The organism is Escherichia sp. MOD1-EC5433, from assembly GCF_002966005.1.
GTDB lineage: Bacteria > Pseudomonadota > Gammaproteobacteria > Enterobacterales > Enterobacteriaceae > Escherichia > Escherichia ruysiae.
Genome location: NZ_PTRL01000003.1, coordinates 375,611 through 388,986, shown reverse-complemented (window position 1 = coordinate 388,986; position 13,376 = coordinate 375,611). Strand labels below are relative to the sequence as shown.

Annotated in this window: 16 protein-coding genes and 1 tRNA gene; 2 read left to right on the top strand and 15 right to left on the bottom strand. The window is 55.3% G+C overall.

What is annotated here, in order from left to right; translation table 11 throughout:
- Positions 1-33: 33 nt before the first annotated feature.
- Both C3D30_RS08750 and narP read left to right on the top strand, forming a co-directional pair.
- A tRNA-Pro gene (locus tag C3D30_RS08750) sits at positions 34-110 on the top strand.
- 182 nt (positions 111-292) lie between these two features.
- Positions 293-940: a nitrate/nitrite response regulator protein NarP gene (narP, locus tag C3D30_RS08745; protein ID WP_010350424.1), complete on the top strand. Its 648-nt coding sequence runs from the start codon at positions 293-295 to the stop codon at positions 938-940.
- 213 nt (positions 941-1,153) lie between these two features.
- Here the strand turns inward: narP and ccmH are convergent, their stop codons facing one another.
- Genes ccmH through napF form a run of 15 tightly spaced genes read right to left on the bottom strand, consistent with a single transcriptional unit; the run spans position 1,154 to position 13,293 of the window.
- The gene (ccmH, locus tag C3D30_RS08740; protein WP_001211594.1) at positions 1,154-2,206 is read right to left on the bottom strand and encodes a cytochrome c-type biogenesis thiol:disulfide oxidoreductase CcmH; all 1,053 of its coding nucleotides are present in this window, start codon (positions 2,204-2,206) and stop codon (positions 1,154-1,156) included.
- The gene (gene dsbE / locus C3D30_RS08735) at positions 2,203-2,760 is read right to left on the bottom strand and encodes a thiol:disulfide interchange protein DsbE (protein ID WP_000824453.1); all 558 of its coding nucleotides are present in this window, start codon (positions 2,758-2,760) and stop codon (positions 2,203-2,205) included. Before dsbE ends, ccmH begins: the two co-directional genes overlap by 4 nt.
- The gene (gene ccmF / locus C3D30_RS08730; protein ID WP_000982416.1) at positions 2,757-4,700 is read right to left on the bottom strand and encodes a cytochrome c-type biogenesis heme lyase CcmF; all 1,944 of its coding nucleotides are present in this window, start codon (positions 4,698-4,700) and stop codon (positions 2,757-2,759) included. The genes dsbE and ccmF overlap by 4 nt, the downstream gene beginning before the upstream one ends.
- On the bottom strand, positions 4,697-5,176 hold the full coding sequence (gene ccmE, locus C3D30_RS08725; RefSeq protein WP_001026417.1) for a cytochrome c maturation protein CcmE: 480 nt from the start codon (positions 5,174-5,176) through the stop codon (positions 4,697-4,699). Before ccmE ends, ccmF begins: the two co-directional genes overlap by 4 nt.
- Positions 5,173-5,382, bottom strand: a complete 210-nt coding sequence (ccmD, locus tag C3D30_RS08720) for a heme exporter protein CcmD (protein ID WP_000186540.1) — start codon at positions 5,380-5,382, stop codon at positions 5,173-5,175. The genes ccmE and ccmD overlap by 4 nt, the downstream gene beginning before the upstream one ends.
- A complete protein-coding gene (gene ccmC, locus C3D30_RS08715) occupies positions 5,379-6,116 on the bottom strand; it encodes a heme exporter protein CcmC (RefSeq protein WP_001295447.1) in 738 nt (245 codons plus the stop codon). Before ccmC ends, ccmD begins: the two co-directional genes overlap by 4 nt.
- A 41-nt stretch (positions 6,117-6,157) precedes the next feature.
- The gene (gene ccmB, locus C3D30_RS08710) at positions 6,158-6,820 is read right to left on the bottom strand and encodes a heme exporter protein CcmB (RefSeq protein ID WP_000971724.1); all 663 of its coding nucleotides are present in this window, start codon (positions 6,818-6,820) and stop codon (positions 6,158-6,160) included.
- Positions 6,817-7,440: a cytochrome c biogenesis heme-transporting ATPase CcmA gene (gene ccmA, locus C3D30_RS08705; RefSeq protein WP_105284972.1), complete on the bottom strand. Its 624-nt coding sequence runs from the start codon at positions 7,438-7,440 to the stop codon at positions 6,817-6,819. The genes ccmB and ccmA overlap by 4 nt, the downstream gene beginning before the upstream one ends.
- A gap of 12 nt (positions 7,441-7,452) precedes the next feature.
- Positions 7,453-8,055: a cytochrome c-type protein NapC gene (napC, locus tag C3D30_RS08700; protein ID WP_000528377.1), complete on the bottom strand. Its 603-nt coding sequence runs from the start codon at positions 8,053-8,055 to the stop codon at positions 7,453-7,455.
- A gap of 9 nt (positions 8,056-8,064) precedes the next feature.
- Positions 8,065-8,514 (bottom strand): nitrate reductase cytochrome c-type subunit, encoded by a 450-nt coding sequence (gene napB / locus C3D30_RS08695; protein ID WP_000835177.1) that lies wholly within the window; start codon positions 8,512-8,514, stop codon positions 8,065-8,067.
- Entirely contained in the window at positions 8,511-9,374 is an 864-nt protein-coding gene (napH, locus tag C3D30_RS08690; RefSeq protein WP_105286760.1) for a quinol dehydrogenase ferredoxin subunit NapH, read from the bottom strand. The genes napB and napH overlap by 4 nt, the downstream gene beginning before the upstream one ends.
- The gene (gene napG / locus C3D30_RS08685) at positions 9,361-10,056 is read right to left on the bottom strand and encodes a ferredoxin-type protein NapG (protein WP_000091291.1); all 696 of its coding nucleotides are present in this window, start codon (positions 10,054-10,056) and stop codon (positions 9,361-9,363) included. The genes napH and napG overlap by 14 nt, the downstream gene beginning before the upstream one ends.
- Positions 10,057-10,062: 6 nt before the next feature.
- Positions 10,063-12,549 carry a periplasmic nitrate reductase subunit alpha gene (gene napA / locus C3D30_RS08680; RefSeq protein WP_000778067.1) on the bottom strand — a complete coding sequence of 829 codons (2,487 nt, stop codon included), beginning with the start codon at positions 12,547-12,549 and terminating at the stop codon, positions 10,063-10,065.
- Positions 12,546-12,809, bottom strand: coding sequence for a chaperone NapD (gene napD / locus C3D30_RS08675; RefSeq protein WP_000557378.1), 264 nt, complete (start codon positions 12,807-12,809; stop codon positions 12,546-12,548). The genes napA and napD overlap by 4 nt, the downstream gene beginning before the upstream one ends.
- On the bottom strand, positions 12,799-13,293 hold the full coding sequence (gene napF, locus C3D30_RS08670) for a ferredoxin-type protein NapF (protein ID WP_021551081.1): 495 nt from the start codon (positions 13,291-13,293) through the stop codon (positions 12,799-12,801). The genes napD and napF overlap by 11 nt, the downstream gene beginning before the upstream one ends.
- Positions 13,294-13,376: the final 83 nt, after the last annotated feature.

Genomic DNA, 13,376 nt, shown 5'->3' with positions numbered 1-13,376 from the left:
TTGTGGAAAACGGTAGTATAAGCAGCCACGAGTCGGCACGTAGCGCAGCCTGGTAGCGCACCGTCATGGGGTGTCGGGGGTCGGAGGTTCAAATCCTCTCGTGCCGACCAAAAATCCCAAGAAAACCAACCTTTACGGTTGGTTTTTTTATATCCATAGCATTGTCTTGCTACCCTCACTTGCAGTTTTACTACATGCCCATACATAAAATGGGGTAACATTCACGCGCCTGGTAGCGTTACCAACGCTACGCTCAAACATAATGATTCTAATAAAACCTCAGGAGACTACTATGCCTGAAGCAACGCCTTTTCAGGTGATGATTGTGGATGATCATCCACTTATGCGACGCGGTGTTCGTCAGTTACTGGAGCTTGATCCTGGTTTTGAAGTGGTCGCCGAAGCAGGCGACGGCGCTAGTGCTATCGATCTGGCTAATCGACTGGATATCGACGTTATCTTGCTGGATCTCAATATGAAAGGTATGAGTGGCCTGGATACCCTCAATGCCTTGCGCAGGGATGGCGTTACCGCGCAAATTATTATCCTGACCGTATCAGATGCCTCCAGCGATATCTTTGCACTGATAGACGCAGGCGCAGACGGCTATCTGCTAAAAGACAGCGACCCGGAAGTATTACTGGAAGCAATTCGCGCCGGAGCAAAAGGCAGCAAAGTCTTTAGCGAACGCGTCAATCAGTACTTACGCGAGCGTGAAATGTTCGGTGCGGAAGAAGATCCCTTCAGCGTGCTGACGGAGCGTGAGCTGGATGTTCTGCACGAACTGGCGCAAGGGCTGTCGAATAAGCAAATTGCCTCGGTGTTGAATATTTCTGAGCAGACGGTAAAAGTGCACATTCGCAATCTGCTGCGTAAACTCAATGTCCGCTCACGCGTGGCGGCCACCATTCTGTTCCTGCAACAACGCGGGACACAATAAAAAAATAGCCCGATGGATTTATCATCGGGCTGAGATTGATGACAAACGCAAAACTGCCTGATGCGCTATGCTTATCAGGCCTACGCAGATCGAGCAATGTATTGAATTTGCACGATTTTGTAGGCCGGATGAGGCGCTCACGCCGCATCCGGCATAAACATAGCGCACGTTGTCATCCGCCTGGCTCCGATGGCGTCACCATCGGGCTTCTTCTTATTTACTCTCCTGCGGCGACAAATGCTGCATCGCCTGCGCGATACTGCGCTCAATCACCGCACGGCGAGTATCGTTGGCAGGCAAGAGTTTCAACATCATTTCCCACGCAGCAACGGCTTCGCCAAATCGCTGCTGCTCAAAGGCATTAAACGCATACATGCTCAGCACGCGAATATTGCTATGGTCGCTTCTCACCAGTTGACGCAACAACTCGCCGCCCAGGCGGTTATCGTTGGGGTCAGAAGAACGTGTTAACGCCTCCGCGTAACCCAGCGCAGCATCGCTGTTTTTCGGATCGAGGCGATACGCTGTGGCATATGCATCAGTCGCGATACTGGCGTTACCCAGCGCCATGCCAACGCGGCCCAACATAATCCAGCCTTCTATATCTCCCGGATTTTTTTGCAGTTGAGTACGCATCCCCAGCGCAAGACGTGACATCTCTTCTTCATTGAGCGGATCGGCTTTCGGATCCAGCGCCCTGTCCAGCAATGCCGGAGCCTGCGCTGTGGCCTGCTGCCAGACTTTTACCTGCTGATAATTGCCAGTCTGGTAGTAGCTGATACCTGCCACAATTAACGCCACCATAATACCCGGCAGATAAACAACATATCCGGCACGCTTACCTTCTGGCACGCTTTGTTCAGGAAACTCCTCCTGCACCACGCGTACCCGACGCCGCGAGCGGGCGTAAATGACCCAGCCGCCAATACCAATAGCGACAACTGGCAGCACCCACAGTAGCACGGTCAGCGGTGTTAATGGCGGATCGTAAGTGACGAAGTTGCCGTAACGCGCCACCATATAATCAACTATCTCTTTCTTGCTTTTACCTTCCTGCATCAGTTCATACACTTTCTGGCGCAGGTCGGTGGCAATCATCGAGTTGGAATCGGCAATGCTGTTGTTCTGGCATTTCGGACAGCGCAGTTCTTCCGTGAGCTGGCGGAACTGCTGTTCCTGTGCTTCATCCTTAAACTGCAACACGTCGATGGTTGCCAGCGCCGAGCCGGAGATCATCAGCATCAGCACGCCCAATAAAAACCTCATTGTGCGGCCTCCTTACTGTATTTCTCCCACAGCGGCTTGATCTCTTCTTCCCAGACGCGAGGATTGAGATCGCCCGCATGGCGATAGCGAATGATGCCGTTACCATCGATGAGGAACGTTTCTGGCGCGCCATACACGCCGAGATCCAGCCCTAACATGCCGTCGCCATCAAACAGGCTTAGCGCGTAAGGATTCCCCAGCTCTTTCAGCCAGCTGATTGCCTTCTGGCGATCGTCTTTATAGTTCATACCCACCACGCGGATGCCCTGCGCAGAAAGCTGATTCAGATATTGATGTTCCGCACGGCAGGTCGGGCACCAGGTCGCCCAGACGTTGAGCAGCACCGGTTTGCCCTGGGTCAGCACGTCCGCCTGATAAAACTGACCGGGATTATCCAGTGATTCGAGGCGAAACGTCGGCACCGGCTTGCCAATGAGCGCCGATTCCAGATTGGTCGGATCATCCCCTTCGGCATTACGCGCCAACTGCCACAGCAACGCTGCGGCAATCGCCAGGAAGATAATCAAAGGAATTAACAATACTTTGCGCTTCATACAGCCTCCGGCGCAGTTTTTTGCGGGTTCACGCGCTTGCGATAGCGAGGATCAAACAGGCATAACAGCCCGCCCAACGCCATCATCAGCCCGCCCGCCCAGATCCAGCGAACAAACGGTTTGTAGTAAAGACGAACTGCCCACGCGCCGTTTTCCAGCTCTTCGCCGAGCGCCGCGTACAGGTCACGGGTAATACCGCCGTCAATTGCCGCTTCGGTCATCATCGAACCAGCAGTGTTGTAATAACGTTTTTCCGCATACAGCACCGTTTCCGGTTTGCCGTCACGCGTCACGCCGATAGTCGCCACACCGCCGCGCCAGTTTGGGCCAGCAACCTCTTTTACATCACGGAAGGTGAAGCGATATTCATGGATATCGACGCTATCGCCGGACTTCATACGTACATCACGCTCAACGCTGTAGTTCTGGCTGAAGGCAATGCCAACAATTGTCACCGCCAGTCCCAGATGAGCCGCCACCATCCCCCAATAACTGAAGGTGGTTTTCGTGCCGCGTGAAATACGCAGCGCCGCTTCCGCAATCGCCAGCACCGCAATCCAGCAGGCCATTGCCAGACCGAGTACCATCATCGCCACAACTTTGCTTTCGAACAGCCACGGCAACAGCAGCGACAGCACCAGCGTAGAGATGAAGGCGATAATCAATAAGTTGCGGATTTTACGTGGGCGATCGCGCCCCCAGCGCACCAGAGGGCCGACACCTAGCAGTAGCGCAAACGGCACCATCAGCCAGGTAAACATGGTGTTGAAAAACGGTTCGCCAATCGAAATGCTGCCCAGCCCGAGTTGTTTATGCACCAGCGGCAGCAGCGTCCCCAGCAACACCACCAGCATCGCGGCGACCAGCAAAACGTTGTTCGCTAACAACAGAGATTCCCGCGACCACAGCGCATTGTTTACGCGTGAGCGAACTTTGTGTCCACGCGCAGCAAACAGCAGCAGTGAACCACCAATCACCAGCACCATAAAGGCGAGGATAAACATACCGCGCGCAGGATCAGACGCAAACGCATGTACCGATACCAGCACACCGGAACGCACGAGGAAAGTGCCCAGCAGACACAGCGAGAAGGCACTAATTGCCAGCAGTAGTGTCCACGCTTTGAAGCTGGCGCGTTGTTCAGTGACCGCCAGCGAGTGCATCAGCGCAGTGCCCACCAGCCACGGCATAAACGAGGCGTTTTCAACCGGATCCCAGAACCACCAGCCGCCCCAGCCGAGTTCGTAATAGGCCCATGCGGAACCGAGCACAATGCCGAGCGTCAGGAAGATCCACGCCGCCAGCGTCCACGGGCGGGTAAAACGTGCGTAGGTGCTATCCAGACGCCCACTCAGCAAAGAAGCAATGGCAAAAGCAAACGCCACCGAGAAACCGACGTAGCCCATATAGAGCAAAGGCGGATGGAAGATCAGCCCCGGATCCTGCAACAACGGGTTAAGATCGCGCCCTTCAATCGGGAAGTTCGGCAACGTGCGTGAAAACGGGTTAGAGGTAAAGAGAATGAACAGCAAAAAGCCGACGCTAACCATCCCCATTATCGCCAGTACGCGCGCCACAATATCCAGTGGAATACGCTGGCTAAAAATCGCCACCGCAAACGTCCAGCCGCTCATCAGCAGCACCCACAGCAGTAGCGAGCCTTCATGCGCACCCCAGGTCGCCGCCACGCGATACCACACCGGAAGCTGGGTATTGGAGTTGCTGGCAACATAGGTGATGGTAAAGTCGTTGACCACGAAAGCATTGACCAGCACCAGAAATGCGCCAGCCACAGACATAAACAGCAGCCAGGCAAACAAGCGGGAAGACGCCATCATGCGCGCGTCCCCGCGCGCCACGCCCCATAGCGGATACACGGACAGCAGCAGCGCAATCCCCAGCGCCAGGCACAGCAGTCCGTTACCAATTTCCGGCATCATGATGCTGGGTCCTCATAAACACTCGCCGGGCGACGGTGGTTAGCTTCCATCGCTTTCTCAACTTCTGGCGGCGTATAGTTTTCATCGTGTTTCGCCAGCACTTCTTTCGCGAGGATATGATTGCCTTTTTCCAGTTCGCCCTGCACCACAACGCCCTGCCCTTCACGGAACAGATCCGGCAAAATGCCTTCGTAAGAGACATCGACCGAACCTTCAGCGTCGTAAATGGTGAACGTTACTTTCAGCGAATTGGGATCGCGCTGCACGCTACCCGGCATCACCATTCCACCGACGCGCAGACGCTGACCGACTTCCGGCATCTGCTGAGTTTCACGTTTGCCGTAGAGAATCTCCCCCGGCGTATAAAAAAGATCGATATTCGAGCGCAGCGCATACAGCACCAGACCAATCGTCAGCGCCAGCCCCGCCAGCACAGCACAGGCAATCCACAACCGATTTTTACGGCGAATATTCATGCAGCCTCCTGCTGTTGCGCAGCACGTAAACGCGCCTCACGCGCCCGCTGTTGCGCCACGCCACGCAGAATTGCGCGATGCTGCATCACCGAGTGCACGACCAAAACCACCAGCGGAATAACTGTCATCACCACCGCCAGCCAGACAAAAAAGGCGTAACCGCCCATTGCGAAAAATTCATTCCAGGAAGCAAATGCAGGGGTCATTTACGGCCTCTTTTCAGTATCAGTTCACTCACCCACGGACGGCGTTTTTCCATCAGCAAAATCAAATTACGCATCCGCATCAGCGTCAGCGTGGCGGACAGCAGCAGGAAGCCAAAAATCGACCAGCGTAGCGGCGAACGCATCGCCGGATCGATACTTTGCTGCATCCGCGTTGATCCCTGATGTAGGGTGTTCCACCACTCCACGGAGTAATGAATAATCGGCAGATTCACCACGCCAATCAGCACCAGAATACCTGCCGCACGGCCTGCCAGACGGCGGTCGTCGAAGGCGTGCCACAGGGCAATCACACCCACATACAGAAACAGCAGCACCAGTTCAGAAGTCAGGCGTGCGTCCCATACCCACCAGGTGCCCCACATCGGTTTCCCCCATGCGGAGCCGGTGACCAGGGCAATAAAGGTAAACACGGCACCAATGGGCGCCATCGCCGCCACCGCCAGGTTGGCCATTTTCATCTGCCAGACAAGGCCGATAAACGCCGCCACCGCCATTGAGGCATAAATGCCCATCGACCAGATCGCCGCAGGTACATGCAGATAGATAATGCGGTAGCTATTTCCCTGCTGATAATCAGCGGGGGCAAAGCCGAATCCCCAGATCCAGCCGACGGTAAGCACAACCACACTGGCGATTGCCAGCCACGGTATAAACCAGCCACAGATTTGGTACAGCCGTGGTGGGATCGCCAGTTGATGCAGTGTTTTCCACATAGTTTCGATACCAGACTTGAACAAAAATCAGTAATCCAGCGTTATTGAATGCTGATTCGTAACGCTGCCGCCGTCGCAAAAGGGCTTAATGTCGCGGTGCCTGCCAGCAACGCACCTAAAATTGCCAGATACCCGTCAACGGGCAAATGCATCGAAGCCGCGTCCATCGCGGCGGTGGCAAAGATGAGTAATGGGATAGTCAGCGGTAACACCAGAATGCTCAATAGCACGCCGCCGCGCTTAAGCCCCACCGTCAGCGCCACGCCCGGTGCGCCGAGAAAGCCAAGCGTAGGGGTTCCCAGCAGCAGCGTCAGCGCCATCACTTGCCAGCCATAAACGTCCATTCCCAGTAGCAATGCCACCAGAGGCGAGAGGATGAGTAACGGCAGACCGGTTACCATCCAGTGCGCCATCACCTTCGCCAGCACAACGGCGGGCAAGGGTAACGGCAACAACATCAATTGTTCAAGACTGCCGTCCTGCAAATCGTCACGGAACAGCCGCTCCAGCGCCAGCAGTGAAGAAAGCAGCGCCGCAACCCAGATAATTCCCGGTGCAATGCGCGCCAGCAGCTGCGGCTCCGGGCCAATACTGAGCGGAAAAAGGGTAATTACAATCAGGAAGAACCACAGCGGATTAGCGATTTCGGCGCTATGGCGAAACGCCACGCGCAGCTCAAGACGGAAAATGCGCCAGAACATCATGCGCCCCTCGTTTGCATCAGCGAAATGCGGCGGATTTTACTTTCAGCAACGTTGAGCGGCTGGTGGGTGGTCAGAATAACAATCCCCCCCTGCTCCGTATGCTGCGCCATTCGCTGGGTCAGACGATCGACGCCGTTAACGTCAATCGCGGTAAAAGGTTCGTCGAGGATCCACAACGTGGCACGGGTCAGCCACAGACGCGCCAGCGCCACGCGGCGTTGTTGCCCGGCAGAGAGTTGATTAACGGGAATATCTTCGAATCCGGCAAGCCCGGCCTGCGCCAGGGCTTTCAGACATTGTGCGGTATCGCCATCGCGATGATAAAAGTGCAGATTTTCTAACGCCGTCAGCCGGGTTTTGATCCCCGGCTGATGGCCTATCCATAACAGATTTTGATGGTAGCTGTCGCGTACCTGATGCAAGGGCTGCCCTTGCCAGAGAACGTCACCCGCATCAGGGCGAGACAATCCCGTCAGCAAACGGAGAAGCGTTGTCTTCCCCGCACCGTTGCTGCCGGTAATTTGTACCCACTCTCCTGCATTCAGCGTAAACGACAAACCACTAAATAAGATTCGTTCATCCCGCTCGCAAAGTAATTCTCTGGCTTCAAGCATACCCACGCAATAACCCTGTTAAAAACCTGTCTCGACTTCGCGCATATCGGGCAGCTTGTGCGCTATCCCTTTATGGCAATCAATACAGGTTTGCCCATCTTTCACCGCCTGGTCGTGCATCTTAGCGGCAACAGATTTCTGGGCGGTTGTATCCATATACTCGAAGTTGTGACAGTTACGGCACTCCTGCGAGTTATTGTCCTTCATGCGCCGCCACTCATTCTGTGCCATCGTCAGGCGATGAGCTTCAAATTTCTGCGGCGTGTCAATAACACCAAAAATTTTACCATACAGCTCTTTACTTGCTTTGAGCTTGCGTATCATCTTTGGCACAAACTCGTGCGGAACGTGACAATCCGGGCAGGTCGCACGCACGCCGCTACGGTTGTTGTAGTGCACGGAATCCATGTATTCCTGATACACCGTGTTACGCATTTCGTGGCAGCTAATGCAGAACTCTTCGGTATTGGCTTTTTCCATCCCGGTGTTAAAGCCGCCCCAGAAGACGATGCCGCCGACAAAACCGATCAACAGCAGCGTCCCCAGCGCCAGACGGCTGGGGGTACGCCACCATTTCCACAGGCGCTTAATCAGACCAGGCTTACGGTCAGAATTTCCCATAATAACCTCTTATTTCCCGTAACCTTTTGATGGGGTAAAGGTATTCCCCACGATTGGCGCGGTATCGGCCTGCGGTACGTGACATTGCAGACAGAAATAACGACGCGGAGCCACTTCCGCGCCCACTTTGCCGTCGCTGTCCATAAAGTGAGTAGGACTGATACGCGGCGCGCCAGTGGTGCGATAGCTTTCAACACCGTGGCACTGCAAGCAGCGGTTGGTATTGGTCGTTACCTGATAACCTTCAACGCTATGCGGGATCATTGGCGGTTGATTCACATAGTTCAGCGGCATTCGTTCCTGCTCTTTTGGCATCCGAATGGCCCCTTCCTGCGTCCCGGATACTTCCGGCGACTGGCTAAAATCGACGCCATTAGCCGCCCAAACTGCGCCGCTCACCACCAGGGCCAGCATCGCCGTCCATTGACACAGCGCCTTCTTCAGGTCATGGCTTTTCATGATTTCGCTCCCGAACTCCATCGTGTAGTTATTGTAAATACATCCTCAGAACAGACATCCACGCAGCGACCGCACGTCATGCAATCGCGGCTGGTGACCTGCACCGGGCTTTGTTCATCCAGCACCGGGGCACGTAGCACATGCGGTTCCGGGCAAACATGAAAACAATCCATACAGCGGTTACATTTCTGCCGATCGGTTGCCGCAACGGTGATAGCGCCTTTGCTACCCAGCACGCCATACAGCGCGCCAACCGGACAAATGTGCCCGCACCAGCCGTGTTCAACGACCAGTAGATCAAATAAAAACAGTGCGAGAATAAGCAGCGCGCCGCTGCCGAATCCCATTACCAGGCTGCGCCCCATCAAGGAAACGGGGTTGATCCATTCCCAGATGAGCGTGCCAGTTAAGGCCGATCCCACCAGAATGATCACCAACAGCACGTAGCGAATGTGGCGAGGGATCGTCGCAGACTGATTGAGGTCAAATCGTCTGCGTAACCAGTTCGCTAAATCGGTAATTGGGTTCAGCGGGCAGACCCAGCTGCAAAATAATCGCTTTCCTGCCAGGGCGTAGAGCACGGTGATAATCACCGCACCGGTCAGCGCCACCGTGGCAGGCAGATGACCGCTGGCAAGGCTTTGCAGCGTCATCAGTGGATCGGTCAGCGGAACGGTGTCGAATAACAGGCTACTGCTGTAGTTGCCGTGCAAGATCCACACACCAAACCACGGACCACTCAAAAACATCCCCAGCACGAAGAACTGACAAAGGCGACGCAACACCAGCCAACGGTGACTGCGCCACCAGCCTTTTTTCGCCAGCGCCTCGCGCCCGGCGTCACGTTTACGATTTGCCATTGTTCCCCTCCAGCCAGCCGAAGCGGTAATGGTGACCTAACTCCCCTTTCGCCAGTGACAGCGGTAACACCTTGATTGCCGGTTGTTCCAGCACGCACACTTTTTCGCACTTACCGCAGCCGGTACAGGCGTCGCTGTGAACCGTCGGCAGAAAGCGGGCGTGCTTACCGGTACGCGTGTTGCGCTCCAGCTCCAGGGTGATGGCCTCATCAATTTTCGGGCATTCGCGATAGCAAACATCGCAGCGCAGCCCCTGAAAGTTGAGGCAGTTCTCCTGATCCACCAGCACCGCCAGCCCCATCCGCGCGTCGTCGATCGATTCGATCTCACGATCCAGCGCACCGCTCGGGCACACTTTGGCGCACGGAATGTCCTCACACATTTCGCAAGGAATATCACGCGCGACAAAATATGGCGTGCCCGCCGACAGGCCAGAAGCCAGCGTCGCCAGTTTTAAGGTGTCATAAGGGCAAGCCTGAACACACTGACCGCAACGCACACAGGCACTGGCAAAGGCGTTCTCGTTTATGGCTCCGGGCGGGCGTAACCGCACGCCAGATGCGCGTGCGGTTTGCTGTTGTAACCCCAGCGCCACACCCACGGCAGCCAGCCCGCCTGCTGTGCGAACAACATCGCGCAGAAAGCGGCGGCGACCATTTTGAGGTTTCGCTGACCGGGACATAATGGCTTACACCTTCTCCAGTTTGACCGCGCACTTCTTGAAGTCCGTCTCTTTCGAGAGCGGATCGGTCGCATCCAGCGTCAGTTTGTTTACCAGCTGTGCGGCGTCAAAGAACGGCATATACACCAGCCCCTGCGGCGGACGGTTACGACCGCGCGTTTCGACAATCGAGATCACTTCGCCACGGCGAGAAACCACTTTCACTTTGTCGCCACGACGCAGATCGCGCGCTTTCGCATCCAGCGGGTGAATAAACAGTACCGCTTCCGGGAAGGCGCGGTGCAGTTCCGGTACACGGCGAGTCATACTGCCGGTGTGCCAGTGCTCCAGTACGCGTCCGGTAGAGAGCCACAGATCGTACTCTTCATCCGGTGCTTCCGCCGCCGGTTCGAACGGCAGTGCGAAGATCACCGCTTTGCCATCCGGTTTACCGTAGAACTTATAGCCTTCGCCCGCTTTCACGTACGGGTCGTTACCTTCGCTGTAACGCCACTGCGTTTCTTTACCGTTCACCACCGGCCAGCGCAGACCGCGCGCTTTGTGGTAGTCATCGAACGGCGCGAGATCGTGACCGTGACCGCGACCAAACCATGCGTACTCTTCGAACAGCCCTTTTTGCAGATAGAAGCCCAGCTCGCGGGATTCATCGTTCAGCTGATCTTCCGCCAGTTCAGATACCGGGAATTTGCTCACTTCCGGGGTGGCATACAGCACTTCGTACAGCGTTTTGCCGCGCAGTTCCGGTTTCTTCGCCAGCAGCTCTTCCGGCCACACTTCTTCGGTTTTGAAGCGGCGGGAGAACTGAACTAACTGCCAGAGATCCGATTTTGCTTCGCCCGGTGCCTGTACCTGCTGACGCCAGAACTGAGTACGGCGTTCGGCGTTACCGTAAGCGCCCTCTTTTTCTACCCACATTGCTGTCGGCAGGATCAAGTCGGCTGCCAGCGCACTGACTGTCGGATATGGATCGGAGACGATGATAAAGTTGCGCGGGTCGCGCCAGCCCGGCATACGCTCTTCATTAATGTTCGGCCCGGCCTGCATGTTGTTGGTACACATGGTCCAGTAAACATTCAGCTTGCCGTCCTTCAGCGCACGGTCTTGCGCCACCGCGTGCAGACCGATTTTTGCCGGAATAGTGCCGCTCGGGATATTCCACTTCTTCTCGCAGATATCACGGTGCTTCTCGTTGGTCACCACCATGTCCGCAGGCAGACGGTGAGCAAAGGTGCCCACTTCACGCGCAGTACCACACGCGGAAGGCTGCCCGGTCAGGGAGAACGGACCGCAACCCGGTTGGGAAATTTTGCCGGTCAGCAGGTGCAGGTTGTAGACCAGGTTGTTGGCCCACACGCCACGGGTATGCTGGTTGAAACCCATCGTCCAGTAGGAGATGACTTTCTTGTTCGGATCGGCATACAGCTGCGCCAGTTGTTCTAACTGGTCTTTCGGCACGCCGGTCATTTCGGCAGTTTTTTCCAGCGTATACTCAGCAACGAAGGCTTTGTAATCTTCAAAGCTCATCGGTTCAGAGGCGTCAGAACCTGGATTCTTCGCTGCTTTTTCCAGCGGATGGGTCGGACGTAAACCGTAGCCGATGTCCGTCGCCCCTTTACGCAGATTAACGTGTTTGCTGAAGAAGTCCTGATTTATCGCATTGTTTTGAATGATATAGTTGGCGATATAGTTCAGGATCACCAGGTCAGACTGTGGCGTAAAGATGATGCCGTTATCCGCCAGCTCGAAGCTACGATGCTGGTAGGTAGAAAGCACCGCCACGGTGACGTTCTGGTTAGAGAGACGACGGTTGGTGATGCGCGACCAGAGGATCGGGTGCATCTCCGCCATGTTTGCGCCCCACAGCACAAACGCGTCAGCCTGCTCGATGTCGTCATAGCAGCCCATCGGCTCATCCATACCAAAGGTACGCATAAAGCCAACTACTGCCGACGCCATACAGTGACGCGCGTTCGGGTCGATGTTGTTCGAACGGAAGCCCGCTTTAAACAGCTTGGAGGCGGCATAACCTTCCCAGATAGTCCACTGACCAGAACCGAACATACCGATCGATTCCGGCCCTTTTTCTTTCAGGGCGGTTTTGAATTTCTCTTCCATCACATCGAAAGCCTGATCCCAAGTGATTGGGGTAAATTCGCCTTCTTTGTCATATTTACCGTTTTTCATACGCAGCAGCGGCTGCGTCAAACGGTCTTTACCGTACATGATTTTGGGCAGGAAATAGCCCTTAATGCAGTTCAGGCCACGGTTAACCGGTGCGTCTGGGTCGCCCTGACAGGCCACCACACGCCCCTGCTGCGTTCCGACCAGAACGCCGCAACCAGTACCGCAGAAACGGCACGGCGCTTTATCCCATTTAATGGCTTCCTGCTGACCAACAACGGCGCGGGCAACGCCCGGCACGCTGAGACCGGCAGCCGCCGCAGCGGCCGCAACGGCGTTAGCTTTCATAAAGCTACGACGACTGAGTTTCATGGTGTTTCCTCACCTTGCTCTTCCTGCTGGTGATAAACCAGCGACACCGCCAGCACGCCTTCTACGTTGCGTACTGACTCAATGGTTTGGATCAGCGTTTCGCTGTCTTCTGCTTCCACCACCACAATCAACTGACCGCTCGGCGCGTCGCTGACAGCGACTTCACAGCCGGGAAAGGCGTTCAGTTGGGTGCTGATGTCTGAAATTCGTTCGCTTTTGGCCTGCACGACCAGGCTGCAAACTTGCCAGTTAGTGTGCATGGAGATACTCCGCAGTTATGGCTGATACCGGACAGCTGGCTGCACATGCTCCACATCCGTTGCAAAGTTGGCTATTAAGTTGCGGCTGGTAGATCCCGGAGAGCGTCGGGCGAAAGATAATTGCCATTGGCTCGCAGCTATCCTGACAGCGGCGGCATTCAACTGTTTGATACGCCAGGCACGCCTCCCCGATGGTGAACAGCAAATCCCAGGCCCTGGTGTGGCGCGGAGAAAATAGCGATTCGGGGCAAGCCTGCGCGCAGGCGTAACAGAAGCTGCACTCGTTATTTTTGAAATTAACGCTCGGATAACCACCCGCGCCGCGTTCAAGAATGTTGTTTTCACAAGCATTAATACAGGCGTCGCAGCGGGTGCAATGGTTAAGAAAATGAGATTCATCACCGGACCAGGGCGGACGGATACCGTTACTGGCTTTACGCCAGCGACCAGTCAGTATGCCCCGACGGGATGCATCAATCTTCACATTGACCTTCCATCATTAACGCGCTCTGAAAACTGAGAGCGACCAAATAAACCGCATAATTAATAAGCCATTTTTATAGCCGC